The organism is Mesorhizobium sp. M0040, from assembly GCF_040323505.1.
Classification (GTDB): Bacteria; Pseudomonadota; Alphaproteobacteria; order Rhizobiales; family Rhizobiaceae; genus Mesorhizobium.
In genome coordinates this window covers 216,986-233,359 of sequence record NZ_JAMYVA010000003.1, presented here as the reverse complement: position 1 = coordinate 233,359, position 16,374 = coordinate 216,986, and the positions used below count along the sequence as shown (strand labels likewise).

The window sequence follows — 16,374 nt, the reverse complement described above, 5'->3', positions numbered from 1 at the left end:
GCCGGCTGCGCTAGCATGAAGAGTATGCTCCGCACAATGCGACCGGCTGGCTGCGCCTACGTCCTCATCTTTTCGCCGCTCGGGTCGAAGGGCGGCTCGACATTGATGCGTGCCGGCCGCCGTTGCCCGAGGATTTCGATCTCGAACAGCCCGGCGCTCTCGTTCTCGGCAAGCGCTGCCGGTACATAGCCTTGCGCCATCGACTTCTCGACATAATGCGCATAGCCGCCGGAGGTGACCCAGCCGACCACGCGCCAGTCGCCGTCGACGATGCCGCGCACGGCAGACGCGCCTTCGGCGGCGTTCGAGCCGCGCACTTCCTTGCCGCCCGCGTCGAAGCGCGGCGCGCCATAGCCATGCGGCTTTTCCACGGTGCCGTAATCCTTGCCGCCGACCTTGGCCCAGATCGGCTCGTCGCCCATGACGTCTGCATCCGCGGCATCGACGATGAAGGAGACACGGCGCAGTTTCGGCCCTTCTGCCTGTTCCTTGGCCGCTGCTTCCCGGCCGATGAAGTCGTTCTTCTCCAGCTTGATGAAGCGGTCCATCGAGCCTTCGAACGGTCCGTAGATCGGACGTAGCTCGCGGAACCAGGTCGGGAAGTTCTTCTCAAGGCGCATAGAGAGCAAAGCCCGCATGCCGAAATCGACAAGCCCAAACTCTTCGCCAGCCTCCTTGATCGCCTTGTAGACCAGGCGCTGGTAGGCAGGCGCCATCCATATCTCGTAGCCGAGGTCGCCGGTGTAGGTGATGCGATTGACCATGCAAGGCGCGCCGCCGACCGCCATTTCGCGGAAATCCATAAAGCGGAAGGCCTTGGTCGAGATGTCGACATCGACCAGTTTCTGCAGCAGGTCGCGGGATTTCGGCCCGGCGATGGAGAGACCGACCAGCGTCTGGTCGAAGCGGTGGATGCGGATACTTCCATCCTTCGGCAGATGCTTCTCGAACCAGCGCATGTGGTATTTTTGCGCTGCCGAAGAACCCCAGATCATGAAGCGTTCTTCCCCACCCCTTGGGCCCGCCTTGGCGATGGTGAAGTCCCCGATCAGCCGGCCGAACTCGTTCAGCATGGGCGTCAGCACGATGCGGCCGGTGTTCGGCATGCGATTGGTCATCAGACGGTTGAGGAAGTCCTCGGCCCCGGGCCCGGAGACTTCGTATTTGGCGAAGTTGGCGATCTCGGTGACGCCGACCCTCTCGCGGGTGGCGCGCACCTCCTCGCCGATCGGGCGGAAATCATTGGAGCGGTGGAAGGACACGACGTCCTTCGGCTCCGAGCCTCTCGGCGCGAACCAGAGCGGGGTTTCGAGACCCCAGCTGTCGCCCATGACGGCGTTGTTGGCGAGCATGGTGTCGTAAAGCGGGGTCGTCTGCGCTGGTCTTGCCGCCGGTAATTCCTCGTTGGGAAAGCGGATGGAGAAGCGGCGTGAATAATTTTCGCGGACCTTTGCGTTGGTATAGCGCAGCGTTGCCCATTCGCCGAAGCGCGCAACGTCCATGCCCCAGACGTCGAAGCCGGGGTCGCCTTGGACCATCCAGTTCGACAGCGCCAGGCCGACGCCGCCGCCCTGGCTGAAGCCGGCCATGACGGCGCAGGCGCACCAGAAATTGGTCAGGCCCTGCACCGGGCCGACCAGCGGGTTGCCGTCCAGCGCGAAGGTGAAGGGGCCGTTGATGATCTGCTTGATGCCGGCCTTTTCGATGCCGGGGAAATGCTTGAAGCCGATCTCGAGCGACGGCGCGATGCGGTCGATGTCGGGCTGCAGCAGCTCGTGGCCGAAATCCCACGGCGTGTTGACCGGCGACCACGGCTTGCAGGCCTTTTCATAGGTGCCGAGCAGGATGCCGTTGCGTTCCTGGCGGGTATAGATCTCGCCCTTGAAATCGAGCACGCCAATCATCTCGCGGCCGGTCGACTTGTTGAATTCCTCGACCTCCGGCATCGGCTCGGTCAGGAGATACATGTGCTCCATGGCCAGCACCGGCAGTTCGACGCCGACCATGCGACCGATCTCGCGCGCCCACAGGCCGCCGCAGTTGACCACATGCTCGGCTTTGACTGTGCCTTGCTCAGTGACGACGTTCCAGGTGCCGTCGACCTCCTGCGTCAGTTCCACGACGCGGTTGCGCAGTACGATCTCGGCGCCTAGCTTCCTGGCGGCCTTGGCATAGGCATGGGTGGTGCCGGAAGGGTCGAGATGGCCCTCGACTGGATCCCACATGGCGCCGACGAAATTCGTCTCGTCCATCAGCGGGAACATCGCCTTGGCTTCGGACGGCGTGATCAGTTCGGTGTCCATACCGAGATAGCGGCCCTTGGCGTGGGCGAGCCGCAAGAAGTCCATGCGCTCGGGCGTGTCGGCCATCATCACGCCGCCGGTCAGGTGCAGCGAGCAGGATTGGCCGGAAATCTCCTCGATCTCTTTGTAGAGCTGCACCGTATAGGCCTGCAGCTTGGCGACGTTGGGATCGCCGTTCAGCGTATGGAAGCCGCCCGCCGCATGCCAGGACGAGCCGGAAGTGAGCTCCGAACGCTCGATCAGCATGATGTCGGTCCAGCCAGCCTTGGCCAGATGATAGAGCACCGAGCAGCCAACGACCCCGCCGCCGATGACAACCGCTTTTGCATGAGATTTCATGAAGATAGATCCGTTTTTGAAGAGATTGAATCGAGTGAGCGGGGCGCGAAAACAAAGCGGAGATCGGATACAGCGATGTTTCCGGCCAGCCTGCCATCAAGCGCGGCAAGAATGGTTTCACAGACGGAAGTACGATGTTTCAGGACGTCATGGTTCCAAAGACGCAGGATCGAGTAGCCTTGGGCGCGCATGAAATCATCGCGGCGGCGGTCATATGAACTGCCGGCGTGCTGTTGTCCGTCGATTTCAACAACAAGCCATTTTTCGCCGCAGACGAAGTCTGCAAAAAAGGCGCCGATGGAGAACTGACGCGTAAAGCGATAGCCGCCAAGCTTGTGCGCCTTTAGTTCAAGCCAAAGCAGTGCTTCCGCCTGGTTGCCTGCTTGCCTGAGTTTTCGTGATCGCTGCGTTGTACCTATTTTGCGGCGACTGCGCGTTTCATGAACGGCTTCCCCCACTCCGTCGCTGCTTCGCAGCGCCACCTCTCCCACCTCCGCCACCTCTCCCACCTCCAGAGGGAGAGGAAGGGGGCTGGCTGGAATAAGGTCGCGCCCTTCCTCTACCCCGTCGATCAGGGGATAGGTGTCGAGCGAAGCTCGACGGAGTGGGGGTCGACTACTCATCAGATGATCAGAAATCGGTCGGCGCGCCGCCTTCGGCCCGGCGCTTGTCGACGAAGGCGTTGAGCTCCTCCCGGATTGCCGGATCCATGTAGGGCTCTTCATAGGACGCCAGCCGTTCCTTCCAGACGCGATTGGCCTTTTCGAGTGCCGTCGGCGACCCGGCCTCCGCCCAAGTCTCGAAATTGCGCCAGTCCGAGATAATAGGCGCATAGAACGCGGTCTTGTAGCGGTCCTGCGTGTGCTGGGTGCCGAAGAAATGGCCGCCGGGGCCGACCGACTGTATGGCGTCGAAACCGAGTGCTTCCTCGGAAAGATCGAGCGGCGTCAGGAACTCGGCGACCATCTGCAACAGGTCTATATCGAGGATGGTCTTCTCATAGGAGCAGCGCAGGCCGCCTTCGAGCCAGCCGGCGGCATGCATCATCAGATTGCCGCCGCCCTGGATGGCGCCCCACAGCGAGAACACGCTTTCATAGGCGGCCTGCGCATCGACCGTGTTGGCTGCGCAGGTGTTGGAGGTGCGGTAGGGGATGTTGTAGCGGCGGGCGAGCTGCCCGCCGACCAGCTGCGCCTTCATATATTCCGGCGTGCCGAAGGCCGGCGCGCCGGACTTCATGTCGACATTCGAGGTGAAGCCGCCGTAGCCGACAGGCGCGCCCTTGCGCACCATCTGCGCGAAGGCGATGCCGGACAGCGCCTCGGCATTCTGTTGCACCAGCGCGCCGGCAATCGTCACCGGCGCCATGGCGCCGGACAGGGTGAAGGGCGTCACGATGACCACCTGACCCTTGCTCGACATCTGGATGATGCCTTCCATCATCGGCACGTCGAGCTTGAGCGGCGAATTGGTGTTGATGATGGTGAATACCGACGGCTCTGCAAGCAACTGCTCATGGCTGATGCCACGTGCGATCCTGGTGATCTCGATGCCGTCGACGTTGCGCTCCTTGCCGAGCGAATAGATGTGGAACATCTTGTCGGTCAGCGTGGCGAGGTCACGGATGCATTCAAGGTGGCGGACGGACGGATGGATGTCGATCGGCTCGACCGGATAGCCGCCCGTGCAGTTCAATATGTTGTGCATCTGCGCAAGCTTGAGGAAGTTGCGGTAGTCCTGCTGGTTGCCCGGCCGGCGGCCGCGGTCGACGTCGGAGCAATTGGGCGCCGACGCCATCATCGAGATGATCAGATTATCGCCGCCGAAGCGCACGTTGTGCGCCGGGTTGCGGGCGTGGATGGTGAATTCCGGCGGGCAGTGCGCAACCAGTTCCAGGATCATGTCGCTGTCGAAGCGCACCCGCTCGCTGCCTTCGCGGACATCGGCGCCATGCGCCTTCATAATGCGCCGGGCTTCGTCATGCAGCACGTCGACGCCGATTTCCCGCAGCACGCGCAGAGAGGCGAGGTGGATAGATTCCAGCTCGTCGTCGGAAACCAGCCGGGTCGGCGCCAGCGGGTTCTTCAACTGCCGAAACGGAGGCTGCTCGAACGCCGCCGATCCGCCGGCACGCTTTCCCGCGCGGCCGCCGCGACGGGCGCGGTCGTTTGCCAATGCAGGTTCGGCGGGCTGAAGGGCGGCGGTCATGATAGTCCTCGTACGCTGCGGCAATGCGGCGGCATAATGGACTGCCGGTCGGCCAGCCATTGCGGAGGCGGCGACCACTAGGACGAGGGAAGCGACATGCCTGAAGGGCAGCCGGAGGGATCGTCAGGCTCTTATCTCTTCCGGCTGGCGCAAGCGGTTTTCGTTGCCGGTGCTTACCGCGATGAAAGCGAAACGCTAGTCCTGCATCATGGACCGGGCCGAACAGGACAGCGGCGAGACAGTGCAATTGGCGGCGATCACCGGCGTGATCGCCACCGTTTCGGTGTTCGCCATCGCGCAAGGGCTGAGCTATCCGCTGTTGAGCTTCATCCTGCAGCGCCAGGGCGTCTCGCCGGCCATGATCGGCCTGTCGGCGGCAATGACGCCGATCGGCTTCATCGTCTCGTCGCCGCTGGTTCCGGCGCTGGCACGGCGTTTCGGGGCAGGGCGCACCGCGCTTACTTGCGCGGCACTTTCCGCGCTGGTGCTGGCGCTGATCGGCTGGACGCAAAATGTCTATCTGTGGTTTCCTCTGCGCTTTTTGATCGGCGCCGTCACCAACCCGCTCTACTTGCTGAGCGAAGTCTGGGTGATCGCACTGGCGCCGCCGGCACGCCGCGGCCGCGTCATGGGCATCTATTCGACGATCATTTCGGCGGGCTTTGCGGCGGGACCGCTGTGCCTGCTTGCGGTCGGCACCATGGGATGGCCGCCGTTTCTGGTCGGCATCGCCGCATTTCTGTTTTGCGGCGCCTGCCTCGCCTCGGTGCTGGCACGGCTGCCGAGGGTCGACGAGAGCGGGCACCGCGTTTCGGTGCTGGGGTTCGTGCCGCAGGCGTGGCTGCTGTTATCGGCGGTGATCGTGGCCGCCGGTTTCGAACAGGCGGTGCTCGCCTTGCTGCCGGTCTATGGAACGCATTACGGCATTGCGGAAGCGCGCATGTCGGCGCTGCTGTCGGTGATGATCGCCGGCAACATCGCTATGCAGGTGCCGCTCGGCCTGCTGGCGGAACGACTGACGGCGCGGCTGGTGCGGTTCATCTGTGTTTCGATGACGGTGCTCGGATGCGTTCTGTTGCCGGTTCTCATCGAGACGCCGCTGATCTGGCCGTGCGTCTTCATCTGGGGCGCGGTTTCCTACGGCATTTACACGATGTCGATCATTGAACTCGGCGAGCGGTTCACCGGCTCGGCACTGGTCGCCGGCAACGCCGCCTTCTCGCTGATGTGGGGCGTCGGCGGCATCGCCGTGCCGCCGCTGGCGGGCAGCGCCATGGATGTTGTTGGCGCCGGCGGCCTGCCAATGACGCTCGGTGCCATTTGCCTGGCGCTGGCAGTTGTAACGGTCATTCGAAGACGGATGGTGTGAATGCCAGAAAGCCGCCGTTTCTGACGAATGACTTGAATGTAAGCGGCCCATGTCGATCTTGGCTATGTCGCCACCCGACTCAACCGGAGACCTCATGACCAAATCGAATACCAAGGGCCAGCCGGGTTCGGCGGCCGAAGACCCGTTTCTCTGGCTTGAGGACAGGAGGGGCAAGCAGGCGCTCGACTGGGTGCATCACCAAAATGCAGTTACGGTCGGGGAGCTGCAGGGTGATCCGTCCTATCAGATGTCGTTCGAGACGGCGCTCGACCTGATGACAGCCGAGGATAACATCGCCGTCGGGGCCGCTATCAACGGCTATGTCTATAATTTCTGGCAGGACCGGACGAACGTACTCGGCCTCTGGCGGCGCACCACCGTCGCCTCCTACAAGACCGACAAGCCGGAATGGCAGACGATCATCGACTTCGACAGTCTGGCGGCGAAAGAGGGGGTGAAATGGGTGTTCAGCGGCGCCAGCCGGCTCTACCCCGACTTCAGCCGCTGCCTGCTCAACCTGTCGCCGGATGGCGGCGATGCCAGCGAGATGCGCGAATTCGATATCGAAAGCAGATCGTTCGTCGATGGCGGCTTTCGCGCTCCTGCCTCGAAATCGAGCTTTAGCTGGCTGGACGAGGACACGGTTATCGTTTCCGCCGCCTTCGAGGAGGACGACAAGACCCAGTCCGGTTATCCGCGCGTGGTCAAGCTTTGGCGGCGCGGCACGACACTGGAAGCGGCGATGCCGATCTTCGAGGCGCTGAAGCAGGATCTTGCCGCCGGCGGGTCCGTCGAATTCGACGGCGACAAGCGTCATGTCTTCCTCGCCCGAACCATCGACTTCTTCGCCTCGCACAGTTTCCTGCGGCTGCCTTCCGGCGAGAACAGGCGTATCCCGTTGCCGGACGACGTCACCGATACAGCGCTGTTCAAGGGCCAGCTCGTCTTCGGCGTGCGTACCCCGTGGACTGCGCCGGACGGCACGCTTTGTAAGCCCGACGGGCTCTATTCACTCGATTTCGAGCGCTGGATCGAAACCAGGCTATTCGGATCCCTCGGTACCGTGCTCGAGCCGGCGCACCGTGTCTCGATCGCCGGTATTGCCCGCACGCAGGACCGGCTGTTCATCAATTTGATGGACAATGTGCGCGGCAAGGTCGTCGCCGGCAAGCGCAGCGACAGCGGCTGGGAGTTCAAGCCCGTGGCGTTGCCCGAAAACGGCAATGTCGGCATCAGCCATGCCGAGCATTTCGGTTCCAGCGTCTCCTTCTCCTTCACCGATTTCCTGACGCCGAGCTCGATCATCTGGTCGGACGACAACGCCGCGGGGCTGGCAACGGTGAAGTCGCAGCCGGCGCGTTTCGATGCGTCGTCCCTGGTCTCCGAACAGTTCGAGGCGCGCTCGAAGGATGGCACGATGATCCCGTACTTCGTCGTCAGGAGGCGCGACTTGCATGGACCCGTGCCGACATTGCTTTACGGCTATGGCGGCTTCGAAGTGCCGCTGCTGCCCGGCTATGCCGGCGTGCGCGGCAGGCTGTGGCTGGAGAAGGGCAATGCCTATGTGCAGGCCAACATCCGCGGCGGCGGCGAGTTCGGCCCGAACTGGCATCAGGCGGCGCTCAAGGCCAATCGCCAGAATGCCTTCGACGATTTCGCCGCGGTCGCGCAAGATCTGGTCAAACGCGGCATCGCCACGCCCGCCACGCTGGGCATCCAGGGCGGATCGAATGGTGGCTTGCTGACCGGCGTCTCGCTGACCCAGCACCCGGAATTGTTCGGTGCAGTGATCATCGACGTGCCGCTGCTCGATATGCTGCGCTACACCGAGCTGCCGCCCGGCGCGTCGTGGATGGCCGAGTATGGCGATCCGGAGAAGCCGGAAGAGGCAGCCTGGCTCGCCGCCTATTCGCCCTACCAGCATGTAGACACGGACGCAGCCTATCCGCCGGTGTTGCTGACGACCTCGACCGCCGACGATCGCGTCCATCCCGGGCATGCGCGCAAAATGGCGGCACGGCTGCAGGCGGCCGGCCACGGCAAGACGCTGTTCTTTGAGGAGACCGAGGGCGGCCATGGTGGACGCGGCGACCGGCGGCCGCAGGCCGCACAGGCGGCGATGAAGTACGTCTTCCTGCAGCGGGCCCTGACTGGCACCAATTGACTGGCGTCGCTTGACCGGCATGGCTTGAACTGAGGGCTCGAGGCAGCCTAAGGTACATGCATGGCTCGGCTGGCGAAATCGGGTTGCACATTTGGGGTGGCGGTGACGCCGTCGTCGCGCACGCTACGCGCCGAGCTGTTGCGGCTCTGCGCTCGCATCGGCTATTCGCCGCCCGCTGTCCTCTGACGAATCCGCCCCGGCGCGAAAGCTGCCGGATTGGTTCAAGAGGAAAGACCAGACATGACCTACCAGAATTATTCGCTGAAGCAGCTTCAGCAGATCGATGCCGCGCATCACCTTCATCCGTTCACCGACCACAAAGAGATGCGCGAGACCGGCTCGCGCATCATCACCCACGCCAACGGGCCGTTCATCTATGATGCCGAAGGAACGGAAATCCTCGACGGCATGGCTGGGCTGTGGTGCGTCAATGTCGGCTATGGCCGCGACGAGCTTGCCGACGCTGCCTACGCCCAGATGAAGGAATTGCCCTACTACAACTCTTTCTTCAAATGCTCGACGCCGCCGCCGGTTCTGCTGTCGAAAAAGCTGGCGGAGATCGCGCCAAGGCACATCAACCAGGTGTTCTACGGCTCGTCCGGTTCGGAGGCCAACGACACGGCGCTGCGCCTGGTCCGTCACTATTGGGTGCTGGAAGGCAGGCCCGAGAAGAACCGCATCATCTCACGCAAGATGGGCTACCACGGCTCGACCATCGCCGGCGCCTCGCTCGGCGGCATGGATTTGATGCACAAGCAGCTCGGCGGCGCCGTGCCCAACATCGTCCATGTGATGATGCCCTATGCCTATGAGCTCGCACTGCCCGGCGAAAGCGACCATGATTTCGGCCTGCGTGCGGCAAAAGCGGTCGAGGACGCGATCCTCGAAGCCGGCGCCGACAAGGTGGCCGCCTTCATCGGCGAGCCGGTAATGGGGGCAGGCGGGGTGAAGATCCCGCCGATGAGCTATTGGCCGGAGGTGCAGCGCATCTGCCGCAAATACGATGTCCTGCTGATGCTGGACGAGGTCATCACCGGATATGGCCGCACAGGCGAGTGGTTCGCCGCACAAGCCTTCGATGTCGAGCCCGACACCATCACCACGGCCAAGGCGCTGACCTCTGGCTATCAGCCGCTGTCGGCGCTGCTGGTCGGCGACCGCATCGCGGCGACGCTGGTCGAAAAGGGCGGCGAATTCTATCACGGCTACACCTATGCCGGGCATCCGGTGGCCTGCGCGGTGGCACTGAAGAACCTCGAGATCATCGAGCGCGAAGGCCTGGTCGAGCGCGTGAGGAACGACACCGGGCCTTACTTCGCCAGGGCGCTGCAGGAACGTCTCGGTGGGCACGATCTGGTCGGCGAGGTGCGCTCGTTCGGGCTGATGGGGGCGATCGAGATCGTCAAGGACAAGGTGACCAAGGAGCGCTTCCTGCCGGCCGGCAGCGCGGCGGTGATGGTTCGCGACCACGCGATTGTCCAGGGCATGATGCTGCGCGCTACCGGCGACACGATGATCCTGTCGCCGCCGCTGATCTGGACGCGCGAGACGATCGACATGGCCTGCGACCGCATCGCCACGGCGCTCGACCTGGCGCAAGCAGATTTGCGCAAGCATTAGGGAGGCGATCGCTGGGCGCTCCATGTCGGGCGCCCGGCGTTTGAATGGGCGCTCGCCAGGCGAGGATGCGAAAACGCAAAAACCGCGCTCCATCGGAACGCGGCTTTGCCAGATACGCATGGCGCTTCGCCAACAATACACTTGCGAAACTAACGGCGAAACTTACGGGCTCCGGTACGCGAGACCTGATCCGGAGCGCCGGGCGGATGTCCGCCTCGCAATCTGTTCTAAACGCATATCGTTACTGCAGGGTTAGCAAGAGCTTAAGCAAACCTAAATTTGCCGACTTTCCGCTTTGGGCAGATCGAAAACCTGTGAACTTGGAAGCTTACGCCGGGTTACCACGGAGGAAATTAATGATGCCGGAAAAATCCGCGCCGGCATTCCCTTGTGCGTTGAACAGCGCATAGAGCTGGGCTGCCTCGGCGCCGAGCGGCGTTGCTGCACCGACGCTCTGTGCGGCCTCCTGCGACAGTTTCAGGTCCTTCAGCATCAGTGCCGCCGCGAACCCAGGCTTATAGCCATTGTTGGCGGGCGATGTCGGCACCGGGCCGGGCACCGGGCAATAGGTGGTCAGCGACCAGCACTGGCCGGACGAGGTCGAGGCGACGTCGAACAGCGCCTGGTGCGACAGGCCGAGCTTTTCCGCCAGCACGAAAGCCTCGGCAACGCCGATCATCGAAATGCCCAAAATCATATTGTTGCAGATCTTCGCCGCCTGTCCGGCGCCGTCGTCGCCGCAATGAACGATGCGGCCGGCCATCGGCTTGAGGATTGGTTCGGCCTTGGCGAAGGCATCCTTCGAACCGCCGGCCATGAAGGTCAGCGTGCCGGCCGCCGCACCGCCCGTGCCGCCGGAGACCGGCGCGTCGATCGACAGCAACCCGTGCTTGGCGGCGATGGCATGGGCCTTTCGAGCCGACTCGACATCGATGGTCGAGGAATCGATGAACAGCGCGCCTTTTTTTGCCTTGGACGCTATGTCTGCGTAAACCGACAGAACATGCTTGCCGGCCGGCAACATGGTGATGACCGCATCGGCGTCTTTCACCGCCGCAACGGCGTTGGCCATGACGACGACGCCGTGTTCCCTTGCGATGACGAGGTTCTCCGGCACCAGGTCGAAGCCGTGCACGGCATATCCGGCCTTGACCAGGTTGGAGGCCATCGGATTGCCCATATTGCCGAGGCCGATGAAGGCGATGGTGGTCATAATGGCGCTCCGTGAGTGGAATAGTGAATAGTGAATAGTGAATAGTCAGTAGTCAGTAGTCAGTATGGATCATGTATTACCTCATGGTCTATATGATAGCCTCACCATTCACCATTCACTATTCACTATTCACTAAATTCTCTATCGTCCGATCAGCGCGCGAGCGATGATGACGCGCATGATCTCGTTGGTGCCTTCGAGGATCTGGTGGACACGCAGGTCCCGCACCAGCTTCTCGATGCCGTAGTCGTGCAGGTAACCATAGCCGCCATGCAGCTGCAGGGCGTCGTTGGCGACGTTGAAGCCGGTGTCGGTGACGAAGCGCTTGGCCATCGCCGACCATTTCGAGGCATCCGGCGCGTTGCGGTCGAGCTTCGAGGCGGCGGTGTAGAGGAAGACGCGCGCTGCCTGCAGTTCGGTCTCCATGTCGGCGAGCTTGAACTGCAGCGCCTGGAACTGGTTGATCTTCGAGCCGAAAGCCTTGCGTTCGGCGGTGTAGGCGAGTGCCTTGTCGAGCGCCGATTGCGCGCCGCCGAGCGAGCAGGCAGCGATGTTCAACCGGCCGCCGTCCAACCCGGCCATGGCGATGCCGAAACCGGCGCCCTCGACCGACAGCAGGTTTTCCGCCGGCACCTTGCAGTCCTCGAAGACGACCTGGCGGGTCGACTGCATGTGCCAGCCCATCTTGCGCTCGTTGGCGCCGAAGGAAAGGCCGGGCGCATCGTTCGGCACGACGAAGGTGGAAATGCCTTTCGGCCCGTCGGCGCCGGTGCGCGCCATGACGACATAGAGGTCGCTGTCGCCGGCACCGGAGATCAACTGCTTGGCGCCGTTCAGCACATAATCGCCGCCGCTTTTGACCGCACGCGTCTTCAGCGCCGCGGCATCGGATCCCGAACCCGGCTCGGTCAGGCAGTAGCTGGCCAGCCATTCCATCGAGGTCAGCTTCGGCAGGAAGCGCCGACGTTGCTCGTCGCTGCCGAAGCGGTCGATCATCGATGCCGCCATATTGTGGATCGAGATGAAGGCGGAAAACGCCGGATCGGCCCGCGAAAGCGCTTCGAAGATCAGCACGGCGTCGAGCCGGCCGAGCCCCGAGCCGCCGACATCCTCGCGGACATAGATGCCGCCAAGGCCGAGCGGACCTGTCTCGCGGATCACATCGGCGGGGAAATACTTGTTGCGATCCCAGTCGAGTGCGTTCGGCGCCACACGGTCGGCGGCGAAGGCTTGCGCCATCTCCTGGATGGCGCGCTGGTCTTCGTTGAGTTCGAACTGGCTGGTGCCCGCATCGACAGCGGCGTCCATGGCGTGCTCCCTGATGTTTCCGGCCTGCTGGCCTGTCGTTTTTGGCTTTGCGCGCAGTCCAATCTAGACCAATGATGCCGCCGCGCAACCCGATCGTCTCCATCCAACCATCTGGGCAGCGGCTGTGTGCGAATGCGCTTTGGAGCAAAGTGTGACGACAAATTTCGACGAACTGCTTGGACGCTTCCATGCCTATCTCCAGACGTTCGATGATGCGCTGGTGCGCGACGCCGTGGCCCGAATCGGCTGGGACATGCCAAGCCGGCCGCTCGAACCGCATGCACTGCCTTGTCTCCTTCAGCTCGACCGTATCGTCGAACTCGCTCCCGCTGCGGCCAAGCCGCTGGCGCGGCTGGTTGCGGAGCGTCGCGGCGATCTGCGCTGGGGGCAAACCTATGGCGAGGCGGATTTCGGCAAGGTTTTCATCGACAATTACGGCTGGCTGGAGGTGTTCGGTACACGCGGGCATTTCGTCAATGAAGAGGTTGCGGCCGGCCTGCTGATCCTTGGACCCGATATCGTCTACCCCGATCATCACCATGTCGCGGAGGAGATCTACATCCCGCTGACCGGCGGCACCGAATGGCGCATGGGCGACGGCGGTTTTCGCCTTCGAGCGGCGGGCGAGGTGATCCACCATGCCTCTGACGTCAACCACGCCATGCGCACCGGCAAAGAGCCGCTGCTGGCGCTCTATCTCTGGCGCGGCGGCCCGCTGGCAGCCAAGTCGACGATCACCGCAACCGTTGCGCGGGGCAGGGACTGATATGGCCAAGGCGATCATGCTGCAGGGCACGGGTTCGGATGTCGGCAAGACGGTGCTCGTCGCCGGTCTGTGCCGCGCGGCGAAGAAGCGCGGCCTGAAAGTGCGGCCCTTCAAGCCGCAGAACATGTCGAACAACGCCGCTGTCGCCGATATTCCGGGCGATTCTGGCGGCGGCGAGATCGGCCGCGCGCAATGGCTGCAGGCGATCGCCTGCGGCGTGGCGCCGACCGTCCACATGAACCCGGTGCTGCTCAAGCCGCAGACCGATGTCGGCGCTCAAGTCGTCGTGCAGGGCAAGGTGTTCGGCGAGGCGCGGGCGCGCGACTACCAGGCGCTGAAGGGCCGGCTGATGGATGCGGTGCTGGACTCCTGGGCAAAGGTCGGCGAGGGCGCCGATCTGGTCATCGTCGAGGGCGCGGGATCGCCGGCCGAGATCAATCTCAGGAGCCGCGACATTGCCAATATGGGCTTTGCGACGCGCGCCGGCGTGCCGGTGATCCTGGTCGGCGATATCGATCGCGGCGGCGTTATCGCCTCGGTCGCCGGCACCCATCTGATCCTGCCGGAGGAGGACCGGCGCATGATCGTCGGCTATCTCATCAACAAGTTCCGTGGCGACGTCTCGCTGTTCGAAGACGGCATCAAGGCGATCGAAAAATTCACCGGTTGGCGCTGTTTTGGCGTCGTGCCGTGGCTGAAGGCGGCGGCGCGGCTGCCATCGGAAGATTCCGTCGTGCTCGAGCGACTGGCGTCCGGCGAGAAGCGCGCGCTGAAGATCGCCGTGCCGGTGCTCTCGCGCATCGCCAATTTCGACGATCTCGACCCGCTCAAGGCCGAACCGCAGGTCGAGGTGGTGTTCGTGCCGCCTGGTGAGCGCTTGCCCGAAGGTGCGGGTCTGGTGGTCATTCCCGGCTCGAAGTCGACGATCGGCGATCTCCTGAAATTTCGCGAGAACGGCTGGGACCGCGACCTTGCCGCGCATAGGAAACGCGGTGGTCATATCGTCGGCATTTGCGGCGGCTTCCAGATGCTTGGTCATATCGTGCGCGATCCCGACGGCATCGAGGGCAGCGTTACCGAAACGCAAGGCCTCGGCCTGCTCGACGTCGAAACGGTGATGGAGCCGGAAAAGACGGTGCGCAACGTCAGCGCGCGCTCGGTGCCGTTTGATCTGCCGCTCGACGGCTACGAGATCCATCTCGGCCGCACCACCGGTCCGGATACGCTGCGGCCGTCCGCCGTTATCAACGGCATCGATGACGGCGCTATCTCGGCCGATGGCAAGGTGCTGGGCACCTATATGCACGGGCTGTTTTCCGCCGATGCCTTCCGGGCGAAATTCCTCGAAAGCCTTGGCGTCAAGGGCGGCGGCATCGACTACCGCGCCGAGGTCGAACGGGCACTCGACGAGATCGCAGCCGAACTGGAAACCCACCTCGACTGCGACGCGATTTTTGGGCTGGCGCGTTAGATACTTAGCGCGGAAGTTTTGCACGGGTCGTTGGCTTCGACGGATCACATGCCTTGGCGATTAGCGGAAACGTCCATGGCTTCGTCATCCTGGGGCGGAGCAAGGAGCGAAGCGACGCGGCGCAGACCCCAGGATCCATGCCCTGACTTCGGAGCGCCGCTGCGGCGCAGAATTCTGCTCCGCTGGCTCCTCGGCCAAGGTCACGGCATGGATCCCAGGGTCTCCGCGACGGAGCTTCGCTCCTGCTCCGCCCAGGGATGACGAAATTGGGAGGCTTCGGCCAATCCCGAATGTGCAGCGCTACCAGTTCATGCTTTCTCGTCAGCCTTCGGCCAGTAGGTGCCGAACGACCAGACATTGCCTTCCGGATCGCGGCATATGAATTCGCGGCTGCCATAGTCGCGGTCGGTGAGCTCTTCCAGAATCTCGGCGCCGGCGGTTTTTGCGCGCGCGTATGCCGCGTCGGCATCAGCGACCGCAATGTAGATCGACTTGCCGCCGCCCGAGCCGGGCGCGCCGACCATCTTGCCATAGGCATCGTCGCGCGCCGTGCCGAGCATGATGATCGAAGAGCCGAATGCGAGTTCGGCGTGGTGCACCACGTCGCCTTCGCCATGGCGGGCGCGAACGCTGAAGCCGAAGGCCTCGCACAGCCAGTCGATCATGTTGCCGGCATTTCTGTAGCGCAGCGCCGGAACGGGTTGGTCGATCAACCCAGTCTGCGCGAAGGCCGGTTGCGCGTCTTGAAGAAATGTTACCTCGCGGCGACAGTGGTCGGCGTGACGCCTGCGAGGTCGCGGAACTCGCGCACCAGATGCGCCTGGTCGGCATAGCCGCAGCCGGCGGCGATGTCGGCCCAAGCGCTGTTCGCCTGTCTCGACAGGCCAAGCGCATGGTTGAAGCGGACGATGCGCGACAGCGTTTTTGGGCCGGTTCCGATCGCGTCCGAAAATTTTCCGGCAAGATGCTTGCGGCTCCAGCCAAGCTTTTCGGCCAGCGTCGAGATGCGGGTCCGGCCACGCGTCGAGACGATCGTCTCATAGGCCCAGACTATGTCGGCTTGAGTGCGGTCTGCGGTTGCCAACCGATCGGCGACGAAGGCTTCGACGATGGCGAAGCGTGTGCTCCAACCCGGCGCATTGCCGAGCCTTTCACGAAGGGCGATGCCTTCAACGCCGAGCACGTCATCCAGGCCGACCATGCGGTCGGTCAGTTCGCTCATCGGCCGGCCGAAGAAGCGACGAGCGCCGAGCGGGGTGAAATTGATCTGCACACAGCAGGTGCCGCCGCAGGATTCGATCACCACCGGCCCGGCATAAAGGCCGGCGGCAAAACTGGCGAAGCGGTCATTGTCGCTGGGGTCCCTGCCGAGCCCGATGGCAAAGGGTTCGGCAAAGCTGATGACCAGCGGCACGGTCAGCGAGGCATATTCGATGGCGCGGAAATGGCCTGGCATGGTTTCGCGAAAGCCGCACATGTCGGTGACGGCGCCCTGAAGCCGATGGCTCGGCGCGCGCCGCACCATCTCGAATCGATCGAGGCCTGGGCTGTCGTGATGGCTGCCGTCTTTGCTGTCGGCGGGCATGCGCTTTCCTTCCGCCAAGCGACTTTAA

At 63.3% G+C, this 16,374-nt stretch carries 12 protein-coding genes; 5 read left to right on the top strand and 7 right to left on the bottom strand.

The features are described 5' to 3' along the window. Nucleotides 1-56 precede the first annotated feature (56 nt). The 3 genes from NKJ91_RS04405 to NKJ91_RS04395 form a co-directional block, all read right to left on the bottom strand. On the bottom strand, nt 57-2,642 hold the full coding sequence (locus NKJ91_RS04405) for a GcvT family protein (RefSeq protein ID WP_352454601.1): 2,586 nt from the start codon (nt 2,640-2,642) through the stop codon (nt 57-59). Further along, nucleotides 2,639-3,142, bottom strand: coding sequence for an endonuclease domain-containing protein (locus tag NKJ91_RS04400; RefSeq protein WP_352454600.1), 504 nt, complete (start codon nt 3,140-3,142; stop codon nt 2,639-2,641). Before NKJ91_RS04400 ends, NKJ91_RS04405 begins: the two co-directional genes overlap by 4 nt. 130 nt (nt 3,143-3,272) lie before the next feature. After that, the gene (locus NKJ91_RS04395) at nt 3,273-4,850 is read right to left on the bottom strand and encodes a trimethylamine methyltransferase family protein (RefSeq protein WP_352454599.1); all 1,578 of its coding nucleotides are present in this window, start codon (nt 4,848-4,850) and stop codon (nt 3,273-3,275) included. 208 nt (nt 4,851-5,058) lie between these two features. Here NKJ91_RS04395 and NKJ91_RS04390 point away from each other — a divergent pair, with 208 nt between their 5' ends. The 3 genes from NKJ91_RS04390 to NKJ91_RS04380 all read left to right on the top strand — a co-directional run bounded on the left by NKJ91_RS04390 (nt 5,059) and on the right by NKJ91_RS04380 (nt 10,003). After that, on the top strand, nt 5,059-6,219 hold the full coding sequence (locus NKJ91_RS04390; RefSeq protein ID WP_352454598.1) for an MFS transporter: 1,161 nt from the start codon (nt 5,059-5,061) through the stop codon (nt 6,217-6,219). Between the two features lie 94 nt (nt 6,220-6,313). Next, nucleotides 6,314-8,383 (top strand): prolyl oligopeptidase family serine peptidase, encoded by a 2,070-nt coding sequence (locus tag NKJ91_RS04385; protein ID WP_352454597.1) that lies wholly within the window; start codon nt 6,314-6,316, stop codon nt 8,381-8,383. 240 nt (nt 8,384-8,623) lie between these two features. Further along, nucleotides 8,624-10,003 carry an aspartate aminotransferase family protein gene (locus NKJ91_RS04380; protein ID WP_352454596.1) on the top strand — a complete coding sequence of 460 codons (1,380 nt, stop codon included), beginning with the start codon at nt 8,624-8,626 and terminating at the stop codon, nt 10,001-10,003. 328 nt (nt 10,004-10,331) lie between these two features. On the opposite strand, the gene mmsB is transcribed toward NKJ91_RS04380, so the two are convergent. Together mmsB and NKJ91_RS04370 are read right to left on the bottom strand one after the other, a co-directional pair. Beyond that, the gene (mmsB, locus tag NKJ91_RS04375) at nt 10,332-11,216 is read right to left on the bottom strand and encodes a 3-hydroxyisobutyrate dehydrogenase (RefSeq protein ID WP_023676486.1); all 885 of its coding nucleotides are present in this window, start codon (nt 11,214-11,216) and stop codon (nt 10,332-10,334) included. Between the two features lie 141 nt (nt 11,217-11,357). Then, entirely contained in the window at nt 11,358-12,524 is a 1,167-nt protein-coding gene (locus tag NKJ91_RS04370; protein WP_352454595.1) for an isobutyryl-CoA dehydrogenase, read from the bottom strand. A 151-nt stretch (nt 12,525-12,675) separates the two neighbouring features. Between NKJ91_RS04370 and NKJ91_RS04365 the strand changes: the two genes are divergently transcribed. Together NKJ91_RS04365 and NKJ91_RS04360 are read left to right on the top strand one after the other, a co-directional pair. Then, complete coding sequence (locus NKJ91_RS04365) at nt 12,676-13,290, top strand: dimethylsulfonioproprionate lyase family protein (RefSeq protein WP_352454594.1); 615 nt, start codon at nt 12,676-12,678, stop codon at nt 13,288-13,290. Nucleotide 13,291: 1 nt separating this feature from the next. Further along, the gene (locus tag NKJ91_RS04360) at nt 13,292-14,761 is read left to right on the top strand and encodes a cobyric acid synthase (protein ID WP_352454593.1); all 1,470 of its coding nucleotides are present in this window, start codon (nt 13,292-13,294) and stop codon (nt 14,759-14,761) included. A gap of 308 nt (nt 14,762-15,069) precedes the next feature. On the opposite strand, the gene NKJ91_RS04355 is transcribed toward NKJ91_RS04360, so the two are convergent. Together NKJ91_RS04355 and NKJ91_RS04350 are read right to left on the bottom strand one after the other, a co-directional pair. Further along, a complete protein-coding gene (locus tag NKJ91_RS04355) occupies nt 15,070-15,474 on the bottom strand; it encodes a VOC family protein (RefSeq protein ID WP_352454592.1) in 405 nt (134 codons plus the stop codon). Nucleotides 15,475-15,515: 41 nt separating this feature from the next. Beyond that, the gene (locus NKJ91_RS04350) at nt 15,516-16,346 is read right to left on the bottom strand and encodes a helix-turn-helix domain-containing protein (protein ID WP_352454591.1); all 831 of its coding nucleotides are present in this window, start codon (nt 16,344-16,346) and stop codon (nt 15,516-15,518) included. Between the last annotated feature and the right edge of the window lie 28 nt (nt 16,347-16,374).

Bases quoted from the DNA above. Each gene is read 5' to 3' on its own strand.
- NKJ91_RS04380 (WP_352454596.1), top strand. From the start codon at position 8,624: ATGACCTACCAGAATTATTCGCTGAAGCAGCTTCAGCAGATCGATGCC.
- NKJ91_RS04395 (WP_352454599.1), bottom strand. From the start codon at position 4,850: ATGACCGCCGCCCTTCAGCCCGCCGAACCTGCATTGGCAAACGACCGC.
- NKJ91_RS04370 (WP_352454595.1), bottom strand. From the start codon at position 12,524: ATGGACGCCGCTGTCGATGCGGGCACCAGCCAGTTCGAACTCAACGAA.
- NKJ91_RS04360 (WP_352454593.1), top strand. From the start codon at position 13,292: ATGGCCAAGGCGATCATGCTGCAGGGCACGGGTTCGGATGTCGGCAAG.
- mmsB (WP_023676486.1), bottom strand. From the start codon at position 11,216: ATGACCACCATCGCCTTCATCGGCCTCGGCAATATGGGCAATCCGATG.
- NKJ91_RS04385 (WP_352454597.1), top strand. From the start codon at position 6,314: ATGACCAAATCGAATACCAAGGGCCAGCCGGGTTCGGCGGCCGAAGAC.
- NKJ91_RS04390 (WP_352454598.1), top strand. From the start codon at position 5,059: ATGGACCGGGCCGAACAGGACAGCGGCGAGACAGTGCAATTGGCGGCG.
- NKJ91_RS04405 (WP_352454601.1), bottom strand. From the start codon at position 2,642: ATGAAATCTCATGCAAAAGCGGTTGTCATCGGCGGCGGGGTCGTTGGC.
- NKJ91_RS04350 (WP_352454591.1), bottom strand. From the start codon at position 16,346: ATGCCCGCCGACAGCAAAGACGGCAGCCATCACGACAGCCCAGGCCTC.